Annotated in this window: 21 protein-coding genes; 12 read left to right on the top strand and 9 right to left on the bottom strand. The window is 69.2% G+C overall.

Annotation, left to right across the window (positions count from 1 at the left end):
• Window positions 1-129: 129 nt before the first annotated feature.
• The 3 genes from OU996_RS14345 to tpiA all read right to left on the bottom strand — a co-directional run bounded on the left by OU996_RS14345 (window position 130) and on the right by tpiA (window position 3,138).
• A complete protein-coding gene (locus OU996_RS14345) occupies window positions 130-1,758 on the bottom strand; it encodes a CTP synthase (RefSeq protein WP_267582285.1) in 1,629 nt (542 codons plus the stop codon).
• Between the two features lie 116 nt (window positions 1,759-1,874).
• Window positions 1,875-2,258, bottom strand: coding sequence for a preprotein translocase subunit SecG (secG, locus tag OU996_RS14340; protein WP_267582284.1), 384 nt, complete (start codon window positions 2,256-2,258; stop codon window positions 1,875-1,877).
• A gap of 130 nt (window positions 2,259-2,388) precedes the next feature.
• Window positions 2,389-3,138 (bottom strand): triose-phosphate isomerase, encoded by a 750-nt coding sequence (gene tpiA / locus OU996_RS14335; protein ID WP_267582283.1) that lies wholly within the window; start codon window positions 3,136-3,138, stop codon window positions 2,389-2,391.
• A gap of 170 nt (window positions 3,139-3,308) precedes the next feature.
• On the opposite strand from tpiA, the gene OU996_RS14330 reads away from it, so the two are divergent.
• From OU996_RS14330 to OU996_RS14290, 9 genes are all read left to right on the top strand, one after another.
• Complete coding sequence (locus OU996_RS14330) at window positions 3,309-5,198, top strand: peptidylprolyl isomerase (RefSeq protein ID WP_267582282.1); 1,890 nt, start codon at window positions 3,309-3,311, stop codon at window positions 5,196-5,198.
• A gap of 11 nt (window positions 5,199-5,209) precedes the next feature.
• On the top strand, window positions 5,210-6,724 hold the full coding sequence (trpE, locus tag OU996_RS14325; RefSeq protein ID WP_267582281.1) for an anthranilate synthase component I: 1,515 nt from the start codon (window positions 5,210-5,212) through the stop codon (window positions 6,722-6,724).
• Window positions 6,725-6,865: 141 nt separating this feature from the next.
• Window positions 6,866-7,468, top strand: coding sequence for an anthranilate synthase component II (locus OU996_RS14320; protein ID WP_267582280.1), 603 nt, complete (start codon window positions 6,866-6,868; stop codon window positions 7,466-7,468).
• Between the two features lie 19 nt (window positions 7,469-7,487).
• Window positions 7,488-8,510 (top strand): anthranilate phosphoribosyltransferase, encoded by a 1,023-nt coding sequence (gene trpD, locus OU996_RS14315; protein ID WP_267582279.1) that lies wholly within the window; start codon window positions 7,488-7,490, stop codon window positions 8,508-8,510.
• Between the two features lie 5 nt (window positions 8,511-8,515).
• Window positions 8,516-9,325 (top strand): indole-3-glycerol phosphate synthase TrpC, encoded by an 810-nt coding sequence (gene trpC / locus OU996_RS14310; RefSeq protein ID WP_267582278.1) that lies wholly within the window; start codon window positions 8,516-8,518, stop codon window positions 9,323-9,325.
• Window positions 9,325-9,810: a cyclic pyranopterin monophosphate synthase MoaC gene (gene moaC, locus OU996_RS14305; protein ID WP_267582277.1), complete on the top strand. Its 486-nt coding sequence runs from the start codon at window positions 9,325-9,327 to the stop codon at window positions 9,808-9,810. The genes trpC and moaC overlap by 1 nt, the downstream gene beginning before the upstream one ends.
• A 16-nt stretch (window positions 9,811-9,826) precedes the next feature.
• A complete protein-coding gene (gene glp, locus OU996_RS14300; protein ID WP_267582276.1) occupies window positions 9,827-11,053 on the top strand; it encodes a gephyrin-like molybdotransferase Glp in 1,227 nt (408 codons plus the stop codon).
• 47 nt (window positions 11,054-11,100) lie between these two features.
• Complete coding sequence (gene hpxZ, locus OU996_RS14295) at window positions 11,101-11,493, top strand: oxalurate catabolism protein HpxZ (RefSeq protein WP_267582275.1); 393 nt, start codon at window positions 11,101-11,103, stop codon at window positions 11,491-11,493.
• Window positions 11,494-11,593: 100 nt separating this feature from the next.
• Window positions 11,594-12,286 (top strand): GntR family transcriptional regulator, encoded by a 693-nt coding sequence (locus OU996_RS14290; RefSeq protein ID WP_267585722.1) that lies wholly within the window; start codon window positions 11,594-11,596, stop codon window positions 12,284-12,286.
• Between the two features lie 36 nt (window positions 12,287-12,322).
• Here the strand turns inward: OU996_RS14290 and atzF are convergent, their stop codons facing one another.
• Complete coding sequence (gene atzF, locus OU996_RS14285) at window positions 12,323-14,146, bottom strand: allophanate hydrolase (RefSeq protein ID WP_267582274.1); 1,824 nt, start codon at window positions 14,144-14,146, stop codon at window positions 12,323-12,325.
• A 212-nt stretch (window positions 14,147-14,358) separates the two neighbouring features.
• On the opposite strand from atzF, the gene lexA reads away from it, so the two are divergent.
• Entirely contained in the window at window positions 14,359-15,060 is a 702-nt protein-coding gene (gene lexA, locus OU996_RS14280; RefSeq protein ID WP_267582273.1) for a transcriptional repressor LexA, read from the top strand.
• A 61-nt stretch (window positions 15,061-15,121) separates the two neighbouring features.
• Here the strand turns inward: lexA and OU996_RS14275 are convergent, their stop codons facing one another.
• Complete coding sequence (locus tag OU996_RS14275; protein WP_267582272.1) at window positions 15,122-17,860, bottom strand: ComEC/Rec2 family competence protein; 2,739 nt, start codon at window positions 17,858-17,860, stop codon at window positions 15,122-15,124.
• A gap of 256 nt (window positions 17,861-18,116) precedes the next feature.
• Between OU996_RS14275 and gltX the strand changes: the two genes are divergently transcribed.
• Both gltX and gltA read left to right on the top strand, forming a co-directional pair.
• Window positions 18,117-19,553: a glutamate--tRNA ligase gene (gltX, locus tag OU996_RS14270; protein WP_267582271.1), complete on the top strand. Its 1,437-nt coding sequence runs from the start codon at window positions 18,117-18,119 to the stop codon at window positions 19,551-19,553.
• Between the two features lie 311 nt (window positions 19,554-19,864).
• Entirely contained in the window at window positions 19,865-21,175 is a 1,311-nt protein-coding gene (gene gltA / locus OU996_RS14265) for a citrate synthase (protein ID WP_267582270.1), read from the top strand.
• 113 nt (window positions 21,176-21,288) lie between these two features.
• On the opposite strand, the gene lpxB is transcribed toward gltA, so the two are convergent.
• From lpxB to fabZ, 4 genes are read right to left on the bottom strand one after another with little or no spacing between them, the layout of a single operon-like run.
• Entirely contained in the window at window positions 21,289-22,461 is a 1,173-nt protein-coding gene (gene lpxB, locus OU996_RS14260; protein ID WP_267582269.1) for a lipid-A-disaccharide synthase, read from the bottom strand.
• Entirely contained in the window at window positions 22,458-23,345 is an 888-nt protein-coding gene (locus OU996_RS14255; protein ID WP_267582268.1) for an LpxI family protein, read from the bottom strand. The genes lpxB and OU996_RS14255 overlap by 4 nt, the downstream gene beginning before the upstream one ends.
• The gene (lpxA, locus tag OU996_RS14250; RefSeq protein WP_267582267.1) at window positions 23,320-24,153 is read right to left on the bottom strand and encodes an acyl-ACP--UDP-N-acetylglucosamine O-acyltransferase; all 834 of its coding nucleotides are present in this window, start codon (window positions 24,151-24,153) and stop codon (window positions 23,320-23,322) included. Before lpxA ends, OU996_RS14255 begins: the two co-directional genes overlap by 26 nt.
• A complete protein-coding gene (gene fabZ, locus OU996_RS14245; RefSeq protein ID WP_267582266.1) occupies window positions 24,153-24,641 on the bottom strand; it encodes a 3-hydroxyacyl-ACP dehydratase FabZ in 489 nt (162 codons plus the stop codon). Before fabZ ends, lpxA begins: the two co-directional genes overlap by 1 nt.
• Window positions 24,642-24,644 lie beyond the last annotated feature (3 nt).

The following is a 24,644-nucleotide window of genomic DNA, read 5'->3' as shown; positions in this document are numbered from 1 at the left end:
CTGCCCGACCCAGGATGACCCGTCCATGACAGCATGGGGGTAAGGAACGATCCACAGCCGAATGCCGCCCGGGGTGATTACCCGGGCGGGTGCGACTAATTCGGAACAGATGAGGCGCGGAAGGCGCGATCAGAACAGCCGGCTCTGCACCGACGCCGCGCCGATGAAGGAGGCGAAGAGCGGGTGCGGCTCGAACGGGCGCGACTTCAGCTCCGGGTGGAACTGTACGCCGACGAACCAGGGATGGTCCGGGTATTCGATGATCTCGGGCAGCAGACCGTCCGGCGACATGCCGGAGAAGCGCATGCCGCAGGCTTCCAACCGCTCGCGATAGGCGAGGTTCACCTCGTAGCGGTGGCGGTGGCGCTCCGAGATCGTGGTCGACCCATAGATCTCCGAGACGCGGCTGCCCTCGGTGAGCGCGGCCGGATAGGCGCCGAGGCGCATCGTGCCGCCCAGATCGCCATTGATGCCGCGCCGCTCCAGCTCATTGCCGCGCAGCCATTCGGTGAGCAGGCCGACGACCGGCTCGTCGGTCGGGCCGAACTCGGTGGAGTTGGCCTTGCCGACGCCGGCGAGATTGCGGGTCGCCTCGATCACCGCCATCTGCATGCCGAAGCAGATGCCGAGATAGGGCACGCGCCGCTCGCGGGCGAACTGCGCCGCGCGGATCTTGCCCTCAGCGCCGCGCTGGCCGAAGCCGCCGGGCACGAGGATGCCGTGGACATGCTCGAGGAAGGGCGAGGGATCCTCGCGCTCGAAGATCTCGCTCTCGATCCAGTCGAAATTCACCCGGACATTATTGGCGAGGCCGCCATGGGTCAGCGCCTCAATGAGGGACTTGTAGGCGTCCTTCATGCCCGTGTACTTGCCGACAATGGCGATGGTCACCGCCCCTTCCGGGTTGCGGATGCCGGCCTCGACCTTCTGCCAGCGCGACAGGTCGGGCTCGGGCGCCGGCTCGATGCCGAAGGCGGCGAGCACTTCCGTGTCCAGCCCCGCCTCGTGATAGGCGGAGGGCACGGCATAGATGCTGTCGGCGTCGCGCGCCTCGATCACCGCGCTCTCGCGCACATTGCAGAACAGGCCGAGCTTGCGGCGCTCCTCACGCGGAATCTCGCGGTCGGTGCGGCAGAGCAGGATGTCCGGCGCGATGCCGATGGAGCGCAGCTCCTTCACCGAATGCTGGGTCGGCTTGGTCTTCAGCTCGCCGGCCGAGGGGATGAAGGGCAGCAGCGTCAGATGCACATAGATGCAGTGCTTGCGCGGCAGCTCGTGGCCGATCTGGCGGATCGCCTCGAGGAACGGCATCGCCTCGATGTCGCCGACCGTGCCGCCGATCTCCACCAGCACGAAGTCATAGCCCTCATTGCCGCTCAGGACGAAGTCCTTGATGGCGTTGGTGACGTGCGGGATGACCTGGATGGTGGCGCCGAGATAATCGCCGCGGCGCTCCTTGGCCAGGATGTCCTGGTAGATGCGGCCGGTGGTGATGTTGTCCGCGCGCGAGGCCGGGCGACCTGTGAAACGCTCGTAGTGACCGAGATCGAGGTCGGTCTCCGCGCCGTCATCGGTGACGAAGACTTCGCCATGCTGATACGGGCTCATGGTGCCCGGATCGACGTTCAGATAGGGGTCGAGCTTGCGCAGCCGGGTCTTGTAACCACGGGCCTGCAGCAATGCACCGAGAGCGGCGGAAGCGAGGCCCTTGCCGAGCGAGGACACGACGCCGCCGGTGATGAAAATGTAGCGCGCCATGGAATTCGGTTTCTAGCTGCAAAAACGCGATTCGACGAGAGCTCGTTTCACAAACGAACTCTCGCCTGTGGGAAAGCGACGGGCGACCGCGCCGGGATGGGCGCGGTCGGGTCCGATCACTGCGACTGCGGAGCCTGCGGCACCGCGGGAGCGGCCGGCGCCGTCGGGGCGGGCTGCGCGCCCTGGAGCTGGTCGAGCACGGAGCCGCCCGGCGCGGGAGCGCCCGGAGCCGCCGTGCCGGCCGGCGTGGTGAAGATCGAGGCCGGGCCACGGCCCCAGCCGGCCAGAACGGTCAGGCTCAGGCTGGTGATGAAGAACAGGCCGGCGAGAATCGCCGTGGCGCGGGTCAGCACGTTCGCCGTGCCGCGCGCGCTGAAGAAGCCGCCACCGCCACCACCGCCGCCGATGCCGAGACCACCGCCCTCGGAGCGCTGGATCAGCACCACGCCGATCAGGGCGAGCACCACCATGAGATGGATGACGATGAGTACCGTTTGCATCTGACGCCTTCAAAATCCTGCGGCAGCGGCGCCTTGTGCAAAGGGCCGCTGCGAATGTTGGCGCGTTCCTACACGATTGCGCCCGGCGTTTCCAGCCATGCGCACGCAATGCCGAACTGCGCCGTTCCGCCTACAGATAGGCACGCGCGATGGGGAGAAAAGTCTCGGCCTTGAGGCTCGCCCCGCCGACCAGCGCACCATCGACATCCGCGACATGCAGGATCTCGCGGGCGTTCTCCGGCTTGACCGAGCCGCCATAGAGCAGGCGCATCCCCGCCCCTTCCGTGCCGAAGCGGGCGACGAGCACGGACCGCATATCCGCATGCATCTGCGCGATGTCGGTGATGGTCGGGGTAAGGCCGGTGCCGATGGCCCAGACCGGCTCATAGGCAATGACGGTGTTCGCCGCCGTGGCGCCATCCGGCAGAGAGCCGGCGAGCTGGCCGCGCACCACGTCGAGCGCCGCGCCCGCCTCGCGCTCGGCGCGGGTCTCGCCGACGCAGACGATGGCGGTGAGCCCGGCACGCCAGGCGGCTTCAGTCTTGGCCCGCACCACCGCGTCACTCTCGCCATGGTCGGCGCGGCGCTCGGAATGGCCGACGATCACCGCCGTGGCGCCGGCATCGGCGACCATCTCGGCGGAAATGTCGCCGGTATGCGCGCCGCTCGCCTTGGCGTGGCAATCCTGCGCACCGACGGGGACGGCGGCTTCGAGCGCGGCGAGACCGGCGATCAGTGTCGCCGGCGGGCAGATCAGCAGATCCGCCTTCTCCCGCAGGGCCTCGTCATAGCCTTCGGCGATCCGCGCGAACTCGGCCACCGCCGGTGTCAGTCCGTTCATCTTCCAATTGCCGGCCACCAAAGGACGACGCATCGACATGCCCCTCTTCGCTCGCTAGAACGCCCGAACCGCTGCCCCCGCGTAACAGACCGCATCGGCGCCGGCAAATGAACGGATGTGCGACATTGCGGCGTATGGGGCCCGTCCCTATGATGCGCGCCTTTCGCGTACCGGGCCTGTTGCCCGCCTGACGCCCAACGAGACGATCCATGCTTGATACGCTGCGCAAGAGCGCCTCTGGAATAGTCGCCAAAATCCTGATGGGTCTCCTCATCCTGTCTTTCGGGATCTGGGGAATCGCCGACGTGTTCCGCGGCTTCGGCAGCCAGACTCTGGCGACGATCGGCTCGACCGAGATTACCGTCCCGGAATTCCGCCAGATCTATCAGGAGCGCCTGCAGCAGATCAGCCAGCAGCTGAAGCGCGGCATCACGCCGGACATGGCGCGCGCCTTCGGCCTGCCCGACCAGGTGCTGAACGAGCGTCTCGCGGAGGCCGCCCTCGACGATCAGGCGAAGTCGCTCGGCCTTGCGCTGTCGGATGAGGAGATCGCCAAGCGCGTCCAGCAGAACCCGGCCTTCTTCGGCCCGTCCGGCAGCTTCGATCCGGCCTATTTCGCCCGGCTGCTGCGCCAGAACAATTACACCGAGGCGCGCTTCGTCGATGCCGAGCGGCGCCTCGCGCTGCGCCAGCAGATCATCCAGTCGCTCGGCGGCGGCGTGACCGTGCCGGCCGTGCTGAAGGATGCGCTGGTGCGCTTCGACAAGGAGGAGCGCGCGGTCAATTACGCGCTGCTTCGCCCGACCAGCCTGCCCGCCCTCGCCGATCCGACCGATGAGGAACTGCGCAGCTTCTTCGACGCCCGCAAGGTGGCGTTCCGCGCGCCGGAATACCGCACGGTCGACGTGCTCGCCCTCACCCCGCAGACGCTGGCCGGCAGCGAGAGCGTGACCGACGCCGAGGTCGAGGCCGCCTATACCAACAACCAGTCGCGCTACGGCACGCCGGAGACGCGCGTCGTGCAGCAGATCGTGTTCCCGACCGCGGAGGAGGCCAAGGCCGCCGCTGACCGCATTGCCGCCGGCACGCCCTTTTCGGACATCGTCGCCGAGCGCAAACTCACCCCCGCCGATGTCGATCTCGGCACCGTGACCAAGGCCGGCATCATCGACAAGGCAGTCGCGGACGCCGCCTTCTCGCTGCCCGCCGACGGCACCAGCGGCTTGGTCGCCGGCCGTTTCGGACCGGTCATCGTCCATGTCGGCGCGATCACCCCGGCGACGGTGAAGCCGCTCGCCGAGGTCGCCCCGGAGATTCGCACCGAGATCCAGCTCGACGCCGCCCGCCGCGCCCTGCTCGCCAAGTACGACCAGGTCGAGGATGAGCGCGCCAGCGGCGCCAAGCTCTCCGAGATCGCCAGCAAGCTCGGCCTGACGGTTCAGAGCATCACCACCAACATTCAGGGCCAGACGCCCGACGGCGCCTCCATCCCCGACCTGCCGGGCCGGGCGGATGTGCTCCGCGGCGCCTTCGCCGCCGATGTCGGCGCGGAGAATGATGCCGTCCAGCTTGCCCAGAATGGCGGCTATGTCTGGTACGAGGTGCAATCCGTCACCGCCCCGCGCGACCGCACCTTCGATGAGGCGCGCGCGCAGGTGCTCGACCGCTGGAAGCAGGACAAGGCTGCCGAGGCGCTCGACCAGAAGGTCGAGGAGATCAAGGCCAAGATCGCGGCCGGCATGCCCTTCGATCAGGCGGTCACCGAGGCGGGTCTGGAACTGCGCGCCGCCAACGGCCTGCGCCGTGGCCGGGCCGCCGATGGCGTGCCGCAGGAAATCCTCGACGCGGTGTTCACCACCGCGCAGGGCGGCACCGGCAGCGCCGAGGCCGAGGGCGGCGAGAGCCGCATCCTCTTCCTCGTGCTGAACGTCACCACCCCGCCGGGCGGCGACCTCGACGAGAAGGTGCTGGCCGATGTGCGTCAGAGTGTCGAGAACGACGTGATGACCGAGTATCTGGTCCAGTTGCAGAGCGATCTCGGCGCCCGCGTGAACCGCGCCGCGCTCGACCAGATCGTCGGCGCCGACGCGGTGAACTGACGAGCCCGATCATGAGCCTCACACCGGATGTCGCGGCCTTCACCGCCACCTATGAGCGCGGCGAGACGCAGGTGGTCACCACCACGCTGATTGCCGACCTCGAAACGCCCGTCTCGGCCTTCCTCAAGATCGCCGGCGAGCGGGCCAACAGCTTCCTGCTCGAATCGGTCGAAGGCGGCGCCACGCGCGGGCGCTACTCGATGATCGGCATCGACCCTGACGTGATCTGGCGCTGCCGGGGCGATGCGGCCGAGATCAACCGGCAGGCCGCCACCGCGCCGGAGAGTTTCGAGCCCTGCCCCGACAAGCCGCTGGTTTCGCTGCGCAAGCTGGTGGCGGAATCGCGCATCCACCTTCCCGAGGGCGCCCCGCCCATGGCGGCGGGCGTGTTCGGCTATCTTGGCTACGACATGGTGCGCCAGATGGAGCGCCTGCCGGCGCCGAAGGCGGACCTGCTCGGCGTGCCCGACGCGATCTTCATCCGCCCGACCGTCATGGTGGTGTTCGACGCCGTGCGCGACGAGATCACCGTGGTGACGCCCGTGCGGCCGGTCGCCGGGCTCTCGGCACGCGCAGCCTATGAGCAGGCCAGCGAGCGGCTGGACCGGATCGTCGCCGCGCTCGACAGCGCGTTGCCCAATCTGCCGCCTGAGGATGCCTTCCATCAGGCGGTGGAGCCGGTCTCCAACACCACGCCGGAAGCCTATCGGGCGATGGTGGAGCGGGCGAAGGAGTACATCCGCGCCGGCGACATCTTCCAGGTCGTGCTGTCGCAGCGCTTCGAGGCGCCCTTCGCCCTGCCGCCCTTCTCGCTCTACCGCGCGCTGCGCCGGGTCAATCCGGCGCCGTTCCTGGTCTATTTCAACTTCGGCGGCTTCTCGCTGGTGTGCTCCAGCCCGGAGATTCTGGTCCGGCTGCGCGCCAACACCGTCACCATTCGCCCCATCGCCGGCACGCGCCGGCGCGGCGCCACCCCGCATGAGGACAAGGCGCTGGAGGACGAACTGCTGGCCGACCCGAAGGAGCGCGCCGAGCATCTGATGCTGCTCGACCTCGGCCGCAACGATGTCGGCCGCGTCGCGACCATCGGCTCGGTGGAAGTGACCGACAGCTTCTTCATCGAGCGCTACAGCCAGGTCATGCACATCGTCTCCAATGTCGAGGGCGAGCTCGACCCGCGCCGCGACGCGCTCGACGCGCTGGCCGCCGGCTTTCCGGCGGGCACGGTCTCCGGCGCGCCCAAGGTGCGGGCGATGGAGATCATCGACGAGCTGGAGCGCGACAAGCGCGGCATCTATGCCGGCGCTATCGGCTATTTCGGCGCCGATGGCGAGATGGATACCTGCATCGTCTTGCGCACCGCCGTGGTGAAGGACGGGCGGATGCATGTGCAGGCCGGCGCCGGCATCGTCTACGACTCGATGCCGGAGAGCGAGCTGCAGGAATGCGTCAACAAGGCCAAGGCGCTGTTCCGCGCCGGCGAGGAAGCGGTGCGCTTCGCCACCCGGTCCGGGCGCGGCCAGTGAGGACGGCGGGGATGGAGCGCACGCGGCAACAGCGATGGCGGGGCTGGCGATAGAGCAATCGCCGGCCGGCGCGGCTTGACCCCGCGCCGGATCACACCCTAGACCTTTTGCAGCCGGCACGGGCCGGCGGATGGACCCGCGATGATCCTTCTCGTCGATAATTACGACAGCTTCACCTGGAACCTCGTCCACTATCTCGGCGGCCTGGGCGCCGAGGTGGAGGTGCGCCGCAACGACACCCTCACCGTCGACGAAGCGTTGGCGATGAAGCCCGAGGCCATCGTCATCTCCCCTGGCCCGGCCACGCCGAACGAAGCCGGCATCTGCTGCGCGCTGATCGAGCGGGCGGCGAAGGAGGGCGTACCGGTGTTCGGCGTCTGCCTCGGCCATCAGGCGATCGGCCAGGTGTTCGGCGGCGAGGTGATCCGCGCCCCGCTGCCGATCCATGGCAAGCTCGCCGACGTGCAGCACACGGGCGAGACGGTGTTCCGCGGCATCAACGGCCCGTTCAAGGCGACGCGCTACCACTCGCTGGTGGTGAATCGCGACACCCTGCCCCCCGCGCTCGGCATAACCGCCGAGACCGAGGACGGCCTCATCATGGGCCTCTCGCACAAGGAGCTGCCCGTGCATGGCGTGCAGTTCCACCCCGAGAGCATCGCCTCCGAGCACGGCAAGACCATTCTCAAGAACTTCCTCGACATGGCGCGGGCGTGGAACGCCGGCCGGTCGCGGGCAGCCTGACGCGCGATCCGGGGGAACGATGGAAAATCTCAAGGCCATCATCGGCAAGATCGCCACCGGCGCGACGCTGACGCGGGCGGAATCGGCCTTTGCCTTCGACATCATGATGTCGGGCGAGGCCACGCCCTCGCAGATCGGCGCCGTGCTCATGGGCCTGCGCGTGCGCGGCGAGGATGTGGAGGAGATCGCCGGGGCGGTCTCGACCATGCGCGCCAAGATGCTGCGCGTCGAGGCGCCGGCCGGCGCGGTGGACGTGGTCGGCACAGGGGGCGACGCCTCCGGCTCCTACAACATCTCGACCTGCGCCTCCTTCATCGTCGCCGGCGCCGGCGTACCGGTCGCCAAGCACGGCAACCGCGCGCTTTCTTCCAAGTCCGGCGCGGCGGATGTGCTGACCGCGCTCGGCGTGAAGCTCGACCTCACCCCGGCGCAGATCTCCCGCTGCATCAAAGATGCCGGCATCGGCTTCATGTTCGCCCCGGCGCATCACCCGGCGATGAAGCATGTCGGCCCGACGCGGGTGGAGATGGGCACGCGCACCATCTTCAACCTGCTCGGCCCGCTGTCGAACCCCGCCGGCGTCACCCGCCAGATGGTCGGCGTGTTCGCGCGCGGCTGGGTGGAGCCGATCGCCGAGGTGCTGCGCACGCTGGGCTCCAGCCGCGCCTGGGTGGTGCATGGTTCGGACGGGCTTGACGAGATAACCACGACCGGGCCGACCACGGTGGCCGAGCTGAAGGACGGCACGATCCGCGCTTTCGAGATCACGCCGGAGGAATTCGGCATCGCCCGCGCCACGCCTGAGTCGCTGAAGGGCGGCGATGGCACGGCCAATGCGCTGGCGCTGCGCGCCGTGCTGGCGGGCGAGAAGAGCGCCTATGCCGATGTGTCCCTGCTCAACGCCGCCGCCGCGCTGATCGTGGCCGGCAAGGCCGACGCCATCGGCCCCGCGCTGGAGATCGCCCGCGCCTCGCTCACCGGTGGCCATGCGGAAGCCGCGCTCGACCGGCTGGTCGCGGTCTCCGCTTTGGCGGCGGAGTAGGCGCGATGGCGGATATTCTCGAGAAGATCGGCGCCTATAAGCGCGAGGAAATCGCCGCCGCAAAGCTCGCCCGCCCGCTCGCGAGCGTGCGCGCGAGCGCCGAGGCGCAGGCGCCGACGCGCGGGTTTCTGCGCGCCATTGAGGCGAAGATCGCCGCGGGTCAGACCGCGCTGATCGCCGAGATCAAGAAGGCCAGCCCTTCCAAGGGCCTGATCCGGCCGGATTTCGACCCGCCGGCTCTGGCCAGCGCCTATGAGGCGGGCGGGGCGGCGTGCCTCTCGGTGCTCACCGACACTCCCTCCTTTCAGGGCGCGCCGGAATTCCTCACCGCCGCCCGCGCCGCCTGTTCGCTGCCGGCGCTCCGCAAGGATTTCCTCTACGACACCTATCAGGTCTACGAGGCGCGGGCCTGGGGCGCGGACTGCATCCTCGTCATCATGGCCTCGGTGGATGATGCGCTCGCCCGCGACCTGATCGACACCGCGCATGGCCTCGGCATGGACGCGCTGGTCGAGGTGCATGACGATGCCGAGCTCGACCGCGCGCTGACGCTGTCCGCCCGCCTCGTCGGCATCAACAACCGCAATCTGCGCAATTTTGAGGTGACGCTCGCCACCTCCGAGCGGCTCGCCCCGCGCATCCCGGCGGACCGGGTGATCGTCGGCGAGAGCGGCATCTTCACGCCCGAGGACGTCGCCCGCCTCGCCACGGTGCGCATCGGCACCATCCTCGTCGGCGAGAGCCTGATGCGGCAGACGGACGTTGCGGCGGCGACACGCGCCCTACTCGCCCCCGTCCTGCAGGCGGCGGGCTGATGAGCGAGCGCCCCACCCTCACCCATCTCGACGCCTCGGGCGCCGCCAATATGGTCGACGTCGCCGACAAGGCGATCACCGACCGGGTGGCGGTGGCGGCGGGCGAGGTGCGGATGGAGGCGGCGACGCTGGACCTCATCGTCTCCGGCAACGCCAAGAAGGGCGATGTCATCGGCACGGCACGCCTTGCCGGCATCATGGCGGCCAAGCGCACCCATGAGCTGATTCCGCTCTGTCACGCGCTGCTGCTGTCGAAAGTCGCGGTCGAGATCGAACCGGATGCGGCGCTTCCGGGTTTGCGGGTGCGGGCCACGGTGCGCACCAGCGGGCAGACCGGCGTGGAGATGGAAGCGCTCACCGCCGTCTCCGTCGCCTGCCTCACCGTCTACGACATGGCCAAGGCGGTGGACCGGGGCATGCGCATCGAGGCGGTCCGGCTTCTGGAGAAATCCGGCGGCCGTTCCGGGCATTGGCAGGCCGACTGAACAAGGGGGACACGCCATGGCGCTGATGCCGGTTGAAGAGGCGCTGGCCCGTCTGCTCGCCTCCGTCACTCCCTTGCCGACCGAGCGCGTGCCGCTCATGGAGGCCGCCGGCCGGGTGCTGGCCGAACCGCTCGTCGCCCATCGCACCACGCCCGGCGCCGATGTCTCGGCCATGGACGGCTATGCCGTGCGGGCGCAGGACGCGGCCGAACTGCCGGCCACCCTCACTTTGATCGGCGAATCGGCGGCCGGACGTCCCTTCCCGGACGAGATACTGCCCGGCACCACCGTGCGCATCTTCACCGGCGCGGTGATGCCCGCCGGCGCCGACGCCGTGGTGATCCAGGAGGACACGCTACGCGAGGGCGACCTTGTCGCCATCCGTGAGGTGGCGACGCCCGGCCGGCACATACGCCGCGCCGGCGGCGACTTCGCCCATGACGAGCCGCTGCTCGCCCCCGGCCACCGGCTGCGGGCCCGCGATCTCGCGCTCGCCGCCTCGGCCGATGTGGCGGAGCTCAGCGTGTACCGACGCCCGCGCGTGGGCCTTCTCTCCACGGGTGACGAGTTGGTGCGCCCCGGTGCGGGCGCGGGCGCGCATCAGGTGATCCTCTCCAACATCTATTCGGTCGGCGCGCTCGCCCGCGCGGCGGGTGCCGAAGTGACCGATTTCGGCATCCTGCCCGATGACATGGCGGCAACGCAGGCGGGCGTGAGTTCGGCGCTGGCCGCCGGCTTCGACGTGCTGGTGACCACGGGCGGCGCCTCAGTGGGCGACCACGATCTCGTCGCCCCGGCGCTGACCGCGCAGGGCGTGGCGCTCGATGTTCACAAGGTCGCGCTGCGGCCGGGCAAGCCGCTGATGTTCGGCACTTACGCGCATGCGGCATCCATCAGCCATGTGCTCGGCCTGCCCGGCAACCCGGTCTCGGCCCATGTCTGCGCCCTGCTCTATCTCGTGCCGCTGCTCAAAGCCCTGCAGGGAATTGACGTGCCGCCCCGCGTGCCGCTGAAGCCGGCGCGCCTCGCCACTGACATCAAGGCCAACGAGATGCGCATGGATTTCCAGCGGGCGCAGATCGTCGGCCAGGAGTGCGGCCTGCCGCTGGTGCGACCGCTTCCCGTACAGGACAGCTCGATGCTCTCCGTGCTCGCCCGCGCCGACGTGCTGCTGGTGCGCCAGCCGCACGCGCCGGCGGCGAAGGCGGGCGAGCCCTGCGAGATTCTGCCGCTCGAGGATTGACCCGGCAGGCCGCACGCGATGTTCTGAACCGTCAGAAGGGGCACTCCATGGACATCAATCTTCCCGACGTGAAGGCCGAGGTCGAAGCCGCCTTCGGCCGTTATGAGCAGGCGCTGGTGAGCAACGATGTTGCCGGGCTCGACGCGCTGTTCTGGGCCGATCCGACCACCATTCGCTACGGCAATGGCGAGAATCTCTACGGCATCGAGGCCATCCGGGCGTTCCGCAAGGCGCGTTCGCCGCATGGGCTTGAACGGACGCTGGAGAAGACGGTCATCACCACCTATGGCCGCGACATGGCGGTGGCGTCCACCCTGTTCCGCCGTCCTGTCATGCCCGGGCGTATCGGCCGGCAGATGCAGACCTGGATGCGCACGCCCGAGGGCTGGAAGGTCGTCGCGGCGCATGTGAGCATCATCGCCGATCCCGACGAAGGATGACGCCGCACGCCGCGCGACGGGCCGGGCGCATCATGCTAGCTTCGGCATGTCGCCGTCCTTCATCGTCCCGGCACGCCTGTCCTTCTGGTTGTTGAGCCCGATGTCCCTTGCCGTGATGCCGCCGGTCGCCGGCCCCCTTTCCGAGGCCCGCAAGCGGGTTACCCGCGCCGAGGAATTGCGGCTCCAGCTCGCCGACGAGATCACCCGCGGCCGCTTACCCCCCGGCACGGCGCTGGACGAGACGGTGCTGGCCGCGCGATTCGGTGTGTCCCGTACCCCGGTGCGCGAGGCGCTGCGCGAGCTCGCCGCCTCGGGCTTGGTCGATGCCCGTCCGCATCGCGGCGCCGTGGTCGCGCGTCCCAGCCTTGAGCGGCTGCAGGATATGTTCGACGTGATGGCGGAACTGGAGGCGCTCTGCGCCGGCCTCGCGGCGCTGGCCATGACCCCGGCGGAGCGCCGGCAGCTCGACCAGCTTCACCAGAGCATGGGCGACATGATGCGAGCCGGCGACTTCCCCGCCTATCGCGAGGCCAATGAGCAGTTCCATGCCGCGCTCTATGCCGGCAGCCATAACGACTATCTGGTGGAGATCACCGTCGGCACGCGCCGGCGCCTCTCGCCCTTTCGGCGCGCCCAGTTCCACGCGCTCGGCCGTCTTGCCCTGTCCCATCGCGAGCATGAACGGGTGGTCACCGCCGTGCTGCGTGGCGAGCGGGACGCCGCCGCTGCTGCCATGCGCTCGCACATCACCATCGTCCACGACGCCTACGAGCAATACGCTCAGACCGTTTGATTTCAGGCGCTTACCGGCGCCAGCTGATTCGGCTTCTCAGCCCGCCGGCGCCAGAAGCCCGCGCCGCGCCGCCTCATCCGCCAAAAAGGCGCGCCAGCCGCCGAAGCTGGTGATGTCGCGCGCCGCTGGTGCAGCAGCGGCCTCCATGGCGAAGCCCTTCACCGACGTGCCGTCCTCCAGCGTTACCGTGGCGATGCCAAGCGGCGCAGGGATGCCCGCCACCAGCCGCCCAAAGGCGGCTTCCGGCAGCGCCCAGACCTCACAGGCAATGCGCCCGCCGGAACCCGCGCCCCCGCGCAGCAGGCCGGGCCGGCGCACCCGGCCCTCCGGCAGAAGGAAGAGACGATAATCCGGGCTTGTGCGCGCCTCGCGGATGAACAACCCGCCGGTCTCGACCAGCTCGCCATTGAGCGGCAGGCCGGACAGATGCGCCCCGAACAGGGCGACCGCCACATAGCCGGGCGCCGGGGCGGGCATGGCGGTGGAGGCGGCAGGATGAGCGGCTCCGGTCGCGCCGAGCGTCAGCCCGGTGTCGCGATGGAAGGCAGCGCCGAGCGCGGCGAGATGGGCGTCCTGCCCCGCCGGCGCCAGCAGGGTGATGCCCGCCGGCGCGCCATCCGCGCGAATCTCCGCCGGCACGGCGAGGCCGCACATATCGAGCAGGTTGACGAAATTGGTGTAGACGCCGAGCTGGCTGTTGCAGCGCACCGGCTCGGCCTGCATCTGCGCGACGGTGAAGACCGTCGGCATGGTCGGCACCATCAGGGCGTCGATGCCGGCAAGCGCCGCCCGCACCTGCGCCTTAAGCTCCGCCAGCCGGTACTGCCCACGAAATGCCTCGACGGCGCTGAAATGGCGGCCCTGCTCGATGATGCCGGCGACCACCGGATGCACCGAGGCCGGCCGCGATTCGAGAAAGGCGCCGACCGCCGCGTAGCGCTCCGCCACCCACGGCCCCTCATAAAGCAGCCGCGCCGTCTCGAAGAACGGTGTGAGGTCGATCTCGACCAGCCGCGCCCCCAGCCGCGCCATGCGCTCGGCGGCGCGGCGGAACCCCGCCTCCGAGGCGCGGTCACCGAAGGTCACGAGATCCTGCGCGCGCGGCACGGCGAGCGTCGGCCCGGCCGGAAAACCGGCGAGCCCCCCCAGCGGCAAGACGCGCGAATAAGGATCATCCTCGTCCGGCCCGGCCATCACCGATGTCGCCAGCAGCGCGTCTTCCACCGTGAGCGCGAAGACCGACACGCAGTCCAGCGAGCGGCAAGCGGGCACGACGCCGCGCGTCGAGACAAGGCCGAGACTGGGCTTCAGACCGACAATATTGTTCAGCCCCGCTGGCACGCGGCCGGACCCCGCCGTGTCCGTCCCCAGCGCAAAGGCCACGAGCCCCGCCGCGACCGCAACCGCCGAGCCGGAGCTCGACCCGCCCGGCACCAGATCATCGCGCACGGGATTTCGCGGCGTGCCATAGGGTGAGCGCGTGCCGTTGAGCCCGGTGGCGAACTGGTCGAGATTGGTCTTGCCGAGGATGATCGCCCCCGCCCGGCGCAGCCGCGCCACCGCCGCCGCGTCGCGCGTGGCTGGATAGGCATAGTCCGGGCAGGCACAGGTGGTCGGCAGGCCGGCGACGTCGATGTTGTCCTTCACCGCGAAGGGCACGCCGTAGAGCGGCATCTGGGCGGGGTCGGCGCCCTCCAGCCGCGCGAGCTGGGTCGTGATGCCGGCATCGTCGACCAGCGCCGTGAACACCGCCGGATCGCCATGCGCCACGATAAGTGCCCGCGCCCGCGCCACCGTTTCCGCCGGCCGGGCCCGCCCCGCGCGGTGGGCGGCGACAATGTCAGCTATGGTTCCGATCACGACTCGCGCCTTTCGTGCTGCACGCAGGACTATGCATAGGCATTAGGCAATATCTGGGCCATTGCATACAGATAACCGACCTGTCTGTCGCGCGCCAGAGTTGCGGCAGGGCGAGAATTCCCCGTTGTGGAACACACAAAGAACGGATAGTGTTTGTTCGTGATTTGTTTCGCTTAACGGCCCTCGGGCGCCCTACAGACGGATCGGGATCGATGCTCACCCGCAAACAGCACGAGCTGCTGCTCTTCATCGACGAACGCCTGAAAAGGGACGGCGTGCCCCCCTCCTTCGAGGAAATGAAGGAGGCGCTGGACCTGCGGTCGAAATCGGGCATTCACCGCCTGATCACGGCGCTGGAAGAGCGCGGCTTCATCCGCCGCCTGCCCAACCGGGCACGCGCGCTCGAAGTACTCCGCCTGCCGGAAGACGCGCAGTCCCGCCCCGCGCGCGCCGCCTTTGCGCCGAATGTCATCGAGGGCAGCCTTGGGCGGGTGAAGCTTCCCTCTGCCGCTGTGGAGGAGGATTCCCGGCGCCCGGTGGCCATCCCCATTGTCGGCCGCATCGCCGCCGGCTCACCCATCTCCGCCATCCAGTCGCCCGACAGCACGATCAACATGCCGCCGGAAATGCTCTCGGGCGGCGAGCATTTCGCCCTTGAGGTGCGCGGTGATTCGATGATCGAGGCCGGCATCTTCGACGGTGATCTCGCGCTGATCCGCAAATCCGATACCGCCAGCACCGGCGATATCGTGGTGGCGCTGATCGATGATGAGGACGCCACGCTGAAACGCCTGCGCCGTAAAGGCGCCTCCATCGCGCTGGAGGCCGCCAATCCGGCTTATGAGACCCGCATCTTCGGCCCCGACCGGGTGCAGATCCAGGGCCGTCTCGTCGCGCTGTTCCGGCGCTACTGAGCGGGAACGGCCGCGTTTCCGGGAGCGGCTCGTGGACCGGCATCGACCGGCTCGTCGCGTCTCACCGGCGTGGAGGCAGTGCCGCTGGCAGCCACGGCCGGGCGCCATCCGGTGGGCGGGAGTCGATCACCCGCCAGAGGACCTTTGGTCTCGGTTCGTGTGGTGGTGCGGTAGGCCGTTCAGGTGCCGTCGCCAGAGGTGACGGTGGCCGGAGAACGGGCGCGTACGGCTGGGGCCGATGCGAACCGATCGCGCCGGGTGCGGTCGGCGACGCGGCTGAAGACGCCATCGCTCCAGATAGTACGTCGTCAGGCGGCATAGTGGTGGAGAGTGGCGTGGCGCTCTCGTTCACGTTCGGGAGTGGCGCCTCCGTGCGACGGGATATGCGATCATCAGGCAGCGCAGGGTTGGCCGCATCGGTGGGGGCACTCGCCGGCGCGCTGCCGGGGGCGCCCCCTTGAGGAGTGCCTCTGGCGCGAGCGTCGACAGAGGCACGCACTCCGCTCTCCGCTGCGCTCTGCGGCGAAGGATGCTGCGTCTGCTCGACCATGCTGCGCGCCAGAATGTGAGCCGTCGTCTCCGCCGGTCCCTCAACGGGAGCGCCGCCCCCCCCGCGCGGGCCACCATCTTCATCGTCAGTGATACCATCTTCGGCATCAGCAAGGCCGGTGAGCCCGGCCATTGCCGCGGGTTCCGGCCCGACCTCATCGCGGTACAGCGCCAGCGCCGAGGTCTGCCGTCGTGGATCGATGCGCAGCACCTGCGCCGCGCAGTCATGGGGCGGCGCCTCGGTGGTGATCAGCAGCCCCACGCGCCGGCAGTCCTCCTCCAATGAGGCGCGGTGGCGCGACAAGGCGACGATCTCGCCGCCCGCCAGGCGCAGCGTACAGCCCAGCGGATCGCAGCGCGCCGCCTGCGTCAGGCTCGGATCCTCGAGGCGCGCGCGTTCGCCCTCGGCACTGAGCCATTGCTCGACGACGAAGCGGCCGGTAAGGCCGCGATCACGGTCGCCCATCAGCGCCAGTCGCCCGTCGCTCTGGCGCACCGCCACCGTCCGCCCCTCGCGGTCGACCAGTATGTCCGGCCGGTCGCGCAGCGGCGCCAGCGCGAGCCCGGCCAGCGCCAGCACGGGTGCGACGAGCATCAGCCGACTGCGCAGCAGGCAGAAGGCGGTAAGCGCTAGCGCGAACAGCACGAGGCTCGCCAGCGGCAGCGCCGGCAGGCCGCGATCAGCACCGGGCACGGCGGCGACGGCGCGGGAGATATCGACCATCCGCCCGATGCCCCAGCCCATCACATGCCAGGCCGGCGCGTCCCAGCCGAACGGAATGAGCAGCGCCCCCGCCAACCCCGCCGGCATGATGATGAAGGAGGCGATCGGCATCGCCGCGAGATTGGCGATGAGGCTCAGCGGCGCGAGTCGCTGGAAGTGATAGGCGGCGAAGGGCGCGGTCGCGAGGCCCGCCGCCAGCGATGTCAGCACCAGAGCGGCGATATAGACCGCCGGCCGGTGCAGCCAGCCAAGCCGCGCGCCCGGCAGTTCCGCCACCTGCCGCCCCCATCGCGCATAGGCGGCGACCAGCGCCAGCGTCGCGGCAAAGGACATCTGCGCGCCGGGATCGAGCACCGCCCAAGGGGTAAGCGCCAGAACCAGCAGGGCGGCGACCGCCAGGGTGCGCAGCGTCAGCGCGGGCCGGCCGAGAGCGACGCCGGCGAGCACGATCAGCGTCATCAGATAGGCGCGCTGCGTCGCCACTTCGCCGCCGGACAGCACGAGATAGAAGGTCGCCGCCAGCGCGGCCGGCACCGCCGCCCAGTTCTTGATGGGGTAGCGCAGCGCCAGTGCCGGCGAGAGCGCGAGCAGCGCCCGCACCAGAAAGAACATGCCCGTCGCCACCAGCGCCATGTGCAGGCCGGAGATGGACAGAACATGCGAGAGGCCAGCCACCCGCATGCTCTCCTCGATACTCTCCGGCACCCCGTCGCGCAGCCCCGTCACCAGCGCAACGGCGATGGCCGCATCGCCCTGCATCGGCGCCGATGCGCCCGGCGGGAGCAGCGCCGCGCGGATACGCTCGGCAATCGTCGCGCGCGTCGCCGCGAGCCAGGCGCTGACGGCGAGCCCTGCCGGCGGTTCGGCAGTCGTGGGAGCGACCGTCACCTTGCCCAACGCGAAACCGGTGGCGCCAATCCCCTCCAGCCAAGCCAGCCGGCCGAAATCGAAACCGCCGGGATAGGCCGGACCGGGCGGCGGGGCGAGGCTCGCCCGCAGCGCCACATGGGCGCCGACGTCGGGCGGGGAACGGCTCGTCAGCGTCACCCGCACCCGCCGCGGCGCGGTCTCGCCGTTATACTCGCCCCGCCCCTCGAACCGCGTGAGCGCGAGGGTGATGCGGCTGCCGCGCGCCCGCTGCTCCGCCGCCTCGACGAAGCCGGCAATCTCCACCCCGTCGACCGCGCGTTGCAGCACCGGATGGGCGATGCGCTGCACCTGCAGGCTGGCGGTGGCGAAGCCGGCGGCGAGGGTCGCCAGCAGGGCCAGCAGATGGAAGGCCAGCGGGCGCTCGCGCGCCAGCAGGGTGAGCACGGTGAGGGCGACAGCGGGGATCAGGCCCGCATAGGGCCAGGGTTCGCTTGGCGCACCGAAATAGAGCGCGATGCCGGCCGCGAACATGACCGGCAGGAACAGGAAGAAGCGCCGCTCGTCGACCTCCAGCGCGAGTGCCGCGCCCAGCGCCTCCATGAGCCGTCCGGTGATCCCCGGCAGGTGGATGAGGCTGCCGCGCGCGCCACGCGGCACGCCGAGGGCGATGGCTCGCGCCCGCCCGCGCCGCCTCCATCCGCCCCCCTCATCCTGACGCCCCGGACGGGGCTCGCCTGCGCCCTTCACGCCCCTGCCCCACCCGCTCGCCGCCGGCGCGCGGCGCCTGCCCAGAATGCGGGCGCCAGCCATGCGGCGCCGCCATTTCCCACGCCGGGGAGCTATGGTACACGCACCGTCCGCATCCGCCATGCTGTGCCGTCGCCCGTTACCGGCGACGCGAGACGGAAGAGATATGTCCGAGACCGTCGTTACCCGCTTCGCCCCCTCGCCCACCGGTTTCCTGCACATTGGCGGCGCGCGCACCGCGCTGTTCAACTGGCTCTATGCCCGGGCGAAGGGCGGCACGATGCTGCTGCGCATCGAGGACACCGACCGCCAGCGCTCCACACCGGAAGCCATCGACGCCATCATCGACGGGCTGAAATGGCTCGGCATCGACTGGTCCGGCGATGTGATCTACCAGTTTGCTCGCGCCGAACGGCACCGCGAAGCGGTGGAGCAGATGATTGCCGCCGGGCGCGCCTATCCGTGCTTTGCGACCGCGCAGGAGCTGGAGGAGATGCGCGAGAGCGCCCGCAAGGAAGGCCGCCCGCCGCGCTATGACGGGCGCTGGCGCGACCGCCCGGCCGCCGACTACCCGACCGACCGCAAGCCGGTGTACCGCCTGAAGGCGCCGACCGAGGGCGAGACGGTGATCGACGATCTCGTGCAGGGCCGTGTCGTCATTCCCAACAAGGATCTCGACGACCTCGTGCTGCTGCGCTCGGACGGCACGCCGACCTACATGCTCTCGGTCGTGGTCGACGATCACGACATGAACGTCACCCACATCATCCGCGGCGACGACCATCTGACCAATGCGGCGCGGCAGACGCAGATCTATCTGGCGCTCGGCTGGGATGTGCCGAAGATGGCGCATATCCCGCTGATCCACGGGCCGGACGGCGCGAAGCTCTCCAAGCGCCATGGCGCGCTCGGCGTCGATGCCTACCGCGCCATGGGCTATCTGCCCGCCGCCCTGCGCAACTATCTGGTGCGCCTCGGCTGGAGCCATGGCGACCAGGAAATCTTCTCGACCGAGGAAATGAGCCAGCTTTTCGATCTTGACCGCGTGGGCCGCTCGGCGGCGCGGTTCGACTTCGCCAAGCTGGAGAACATCAACGGCCTCTACATGCGGGCGACGCCCGATGCGGAGCTGCTGGCGGCGCTGGACGAGGTGCTGCCGCATTTGCCGAACGGCGCGGAGATCGCCGCCGCCCTCACACCCGAGCGCCGGGCGCAGCTTCTCGCCGCCATGCCCGGCCTGAAGGAGCGCGCCAAGACGCTGGTCGAGCTGATCGACAGCGCCAGCTACATCTGGAAGTCCCGCCCCTTCCCGCTGGAAGAGAAGGCTCAGGCGCTGCTCACCCCCGAGGCGCGCGACCTGCTCGCCGCAACCGGCGCGGCGCTCGCCGGCGTCACCGACTGGACCGCCGCCAGCACCGAGGCCGCCGTGCGACAGGTGGCGGAGGCGAAGGCGGTGAAGCTCGGCGCGCTGGCCCAGCCGCTGCGTGCGGCGATGACCGGCCGCACCACCTCGCCCGGCATTTTCGACGTGCTGGCGGTTCTCGGCAAGGACGAGACGCTGGCGCGCATCGGCGATCAGGCGAGCGCCGCGTCGGTCGCCTGACGGCGTCGGCGAGGCTTGCGCCAGGCTTGCACAAGCATTGCACCTGACGGTCCTGCTGGACCGCGCGGGGAGGATTTAACGCGCCTGCGAAATACGTAAAAGCCTGTACGGCAACGATTCCCGTCGCTTCGTCTTACGTCCTTCGCTGCGCTTGCGAGCAGGGGACGAAACCGCTACGACTCCCTGCACAGGCTGCGGCATGGCCTCACCCGCCCGCTTGCCCCCGCCATCCAGCCAGACGCCGAAAGCGCGCAGCGGCACCGGCACAGGGTGCGCCGTTCTTTCGGCTCCATATGCTCAGGGAGACGCGCATGGACGCCATTAACGGCACTTCGGCGAAAACCGCCAAACTCACCATTGGCGAGGAAAGCTGGGATTTGCCCATCCTTGGCGGCACCATCGGGCCCGACGTCATCGACATCGGCAAGCTGTACGGCCAGACTGGCAAATTCACCTACGACCCCGGCTTCACCTCGACCGCCTCCTGCGAAAGCCAGATCACCTATATCGATGGCGACGAGGGCGTTCTGCTCTATCGCGGCTACCCGATCGAGCAGCTGGCCGAAAGCGGCGACTTCCTCGAGACCTGCTACCTGCTGCTGTATGGGGAGCTGCCGACCGCCGCCCAGAAGGCGGATTTCGACTACCGCGTCACGCGCCACACGATGGTGCATGAGCAGATGAGCCGCTTCTTCCACGGCTTCCGCCGCGACGCGCACCCGATGGCGGTGCTGGTGGCCTCGGTCGGCGCCATGTCTGCCTTCTACCACGACTCGACCGACATCTCCGATCCGCAGCAGCGGATGATCGCCTCGATCCGCATGATCGCGAAGATGCCGACGCTGGCCGCGATGGCCTATAAGTACTCGATCGGCCAGCCCTTCGTGTACCCGAAGAACGAGCTGGACTACGCCTCGAACTTCCTGCGCATGTGCTTCTCGGTACCCTGCGAGGAGTACAAGGCGAACCCGGTGCTCTCGCGCGCCATCGACCGCATCTTCATCCTGCATGCGGACCACGAGCAGAACGCCTCGACCTCCACCGTGCGCCTCGCCGGCTCCTCCGGCGCCAACCCCTTCGCCTGCATCGCCGCCGGCATCGCCTGTCTCTGGGGCCCCGCCCATGGCGGCGCTAACGAAGCCGCGCTCAAGATGCTCGGCGAGATCGGCTCGGTCGACCGCATCCCGGAATACATCAAGCGCGCCAAGGACAAGAACGACCCGTTCCGCCTGATGGGCTTCGGTCACCGCGTCTACAAGAACTACGACCCGCGCGCCAAGATCATGCAGCGCACCTGCCATGAGGTGCTCGGCGAGCTCGGTATCAAGGACGACCCGCTGCTCGACATTGCCGTGGAACTCGAGCGCATCGCGCTGCAGGACGAGTATTTCGTCGAGCGCAAGCTCTACCCGAACATCGACTTCTATTCGGGCATCACGCTGCGCGCGCTGGGCTTCCCGACCTCCATGTTCACTGTGCTGTTCGCCCTCGCCCGCACCGTGGGCTGGATCGGCCAGTGGAAGGAGATGATCGAGGATCCCGGCCAGCGCATCGGCCGCCCGCGCCAGCTCTACACCGGCGCCGCCCAGCGCGACTACGTGCCGATCGCCCGGCGCAAGTGAGGCGCCCCCCGGCGGGAGTCCCCCGCCGGGCTGATACAGTTCAGGAACCCCGTCTTCCCACCGGAAGGCGGGGTTTCTTATTGGAAACGTGCCGCGCGGGGGCGGAATGGCCGTCAGCGGCCGAGCAGGTCCAGAACGGCCTGCGCGGCGCGCTCGCCCGGGCGTGCGCCATCAAGACCCATCACCACGTCGAGCCGGGCGAAGGCGGCGACCTGCGCGTCCCGCTCGGGCCCGCCCTCGATCAGCCGCACGAGCTGGTCGGCCATGGCCGGCGGGTCGATGTGCCATTGCAGATATTCCGGCACCGCCTTCTCCTTCAGGATCAGGTTCGGCAAAATAGCGGTGTCGACTTTGATGAAGTGGGGCGCAATGCGCCCCTCCAGCCACGGCACCTTATAGGCCGCCACGGTCGGGATACCCGCCAGCGCCAGTTCAAGCGTGACGGTGCCCGAAGCCGCCAGCGCGGCACGGGCGACGCGGAACGCCGCGTGCTTGTCGGCCTCATCCACCACGATGCGCGGCTTCACCGGCCAGTCGGCGACCATGGCCTCGACCTCCGCCAGCCGTTTCGGCAGTGTCGGCAGCACGAAATCCACGTGGGGCAATTTCTGGTGCAACCGCCCCAGCACATCGCCGAACACCGTGCCGAGCCGTGCCAGTTCCGCGCGGCGACTGCCGGGCAGCACCAGCATGACCGGACGATCCGAGGCCCGGAGCCTCGCTTCCTCGGCATTCGGCCGCAAATGGTCGAGCATGCCGATGAGCGGGTGTCCGACATAGATTGTCGGTGGCCCGCCAAGATCGGCCATGACCTGCGGCTCGAAGGGCAGCACGGCGAGCACCCGGTCGATATCCGGCGCCATCGCCTTCGCCCGCCCCTCGCGCCAGACCCACACCGTCGGCGCGACATATTTCACGATGGGGAGATGAGGCAGCTTGCGGCGCACGCGATGGGCGACGCGGTGGGTGAAGTCCGGCGCGTCGACCAGCACCAGCACATCCGGCGGCGCGGCGACGATGGCATCCACCGTTGCGCGCAACCGGCGCAGGATGCGCGGCAGGCCGGCGATAACCTGCGCGAAGCCCATGGCGGTGATGTCGTCCATGGGAAACAGCGAGGCGAGCCCCAGCGCCTGCATCCGCCCGCCACCGACGCCGCGAAACCGGGCGCCGGAAACCCGCGCGCGCAAGGCCGCCATCAGCCCCGCTGCCAGAATGTCGCCGGATTCCTCACCCGCGACGAGAAACACGTCGAGCGAGTTCGGGCCAGTCGCTGGCCCCGTCACCGCGCAGCCTCGCGCGGGGCAATGCCGTAGATGAACAGGCCCGCCGCGTCGGCGGCCGCGACGAGGCGCGCGAGATCCGCGACGATCACGCCGCCGGCCTCGACGGCTATCCCCGCAAGCCCCGCCCGCGCCGCGCCTTCGACAGTGCGCTCGCCCAGCGAGGGCATGTCGAGCCGCCGGTCCTGGCCGGCCTTGGGCAGTTTCACCAGCACGCCGCAGCGCGCGGCGCGGCGGATGCGGCCATTCGCGCGAAGTTCGGCGACGCGGGCGAGCATGAGATCGGTGCCCTCCGCCGCCTCCATGGCGACGACGTGGCGATCCATCACCACGAGCCCCTGCCCGATATCGAGCGGCCCTGTGATATCAAGCACATGGCGGGCGACATTAATGTCGTCCAGTTCCTCGCGGCTGACGCTGACCGCGCCTAACTGACCGGCCGGCACCAGAATGTCCGGCGCGACCTCATGCGCACCAAGAAGGTGGAACCCGGTCTCCTCGACCAGTTTGCCAAGGCTGCTCAGCAGATGATCGTCGCCGCCGCGCATCATGTAGAGAACACGCGGCAGCAGCGTCAGCGTGGTCCAGTCGAGACGGATGTCGCGGATGCGGGGACGCAGCACATTGCCGATGAACACCACGTCGCGACAGCCGCGCCGACGCAATTCACGCGTCAGCAGACCGAAGCGGCCGATGGGGATCCACACATGCGGCCAGGCCTCCACCTCCGGCCCGGCGAAGCCGCGGACCGGAAACAGCACGACCTCGCGGCCGGCCTTCTGCGCCGCCCGCGCGACGGCGAGCGGAAAAGTGCCGCCGCCGCAGATGATGGCGAGGGGTCCAGCCGAGCCCTGTGCCGGCTCAGGCGGCTTCGGGCTCGACGACATGATCGACCGCATCAACGGGAACGGTCAGGCGGCGCTTGCCGGCGCTGCGCACGAAATCGACGATCAGCATGACATTCACCTCGTCGCCAAACTGCGCCGCCACACGCTCCGTGCGCTCGGCCAGCGTACCGGCGCTGTAGAACAGCTCGCGATAGGCCGCCTGCAAGGCACGACGCTGCGCCAGCGTCAGGCCGCGACGCTTGAGACCGGTGTAGTTGAGCGAGCGCAGGCCCGGATGCCCCTCCATCATCAGCCCAAAGGGGATGATGTCGAAGTGCACGCCGCACATGCCGCCGATCATCGCGCCCGTGCCGATGCGGGTGAACTGGTGGACGGCGGAGAGGCCGCCGATGAACACATTGTCGCCCACCGTGCAGTGGCCGGCCAGCGTCGCGTTATTGGCGAAGATCACCCGGTCGCCGACGATGCAGTCATGCGCCACATGGCTCGCCGCCATGAACATGCAGCCCTCGCCGACCACCGTTTCCATGTGACCGCCGACCGTGCCGGTGTTCATCGTCACATGCTCGCGGATGACGCAGTTGCGGCCGATCAGCAGCCGTGTCGGTTCGCCCTTGTAGTGATGCGACTGCGGCGGAAAGCCAAGCGCGGCGAAGGGATAGACGCTCGAACCTTCGCCGATGGTCGTGTGGCCGGCAATCGCCACATGCGAGATGAGCTTCACCCCGGCACCGAGCACGACATTGGCACCAATGGTGCAGAAGGGCCCGATCTCGACCCCCTCGCCAAGGACGGCACCGTCCTCGACCCGCGAGGTGGGATCGATCTTCACGGAGGAAACGCTCATTACTTCTGTGCCCCTCGGGCGATCATCGCCCCGACTTCCGCCTCGGCGACCAGCTGGCCGTCGACCTTCGCCTCGCCCCGGAACCACCACATGTTCCGGCGCTTCGACATCTGGGTCATGTGGTATTCGAGAACATCGCCGGGCACGACCGGCTTGCGGAACTTCGCCTTGTCGATAGTCATGAAATAGACCAGCGAGGGCGGGCCATCGTCCGGCCGGCCGAGCAGGCAGATCGTGCCGGCGGTCTGCGCCATGCCTTCGAGAATGAGCACGCCGGGCATCACCGGGTTGTCCGGGAAGTGCCCCTGGAAATGCGGCTCATTGGCCGACACGTTCTTGACGCCGATAGCGCTCTTGTCGCCGTCGATCTCGACGATCTTGTCGACCATCAGGAAGGGGTAGCGGTGCGGAAGGGCGGCGAGAATGCGCATGATGTCGGCGGAGCCGAGCGTCGGCGTCTCGATCTTGCTGTCGGTCTGAACGTCCATGTC

This window comes from Ancylobacter sp. SL191 (assembly GCF_026625645.1).
Lineage (GTDB): Bacteria > Pseudomonadota > Alphaproteobacteria > Rhizobiales > Xanthobacteraceae > Ancylobacter.
The sequence above is the reverse complement of the archived record's forward strand: the minus strand, read 5'-3'. Positions and strand labels throughout refer to the sequence as shown.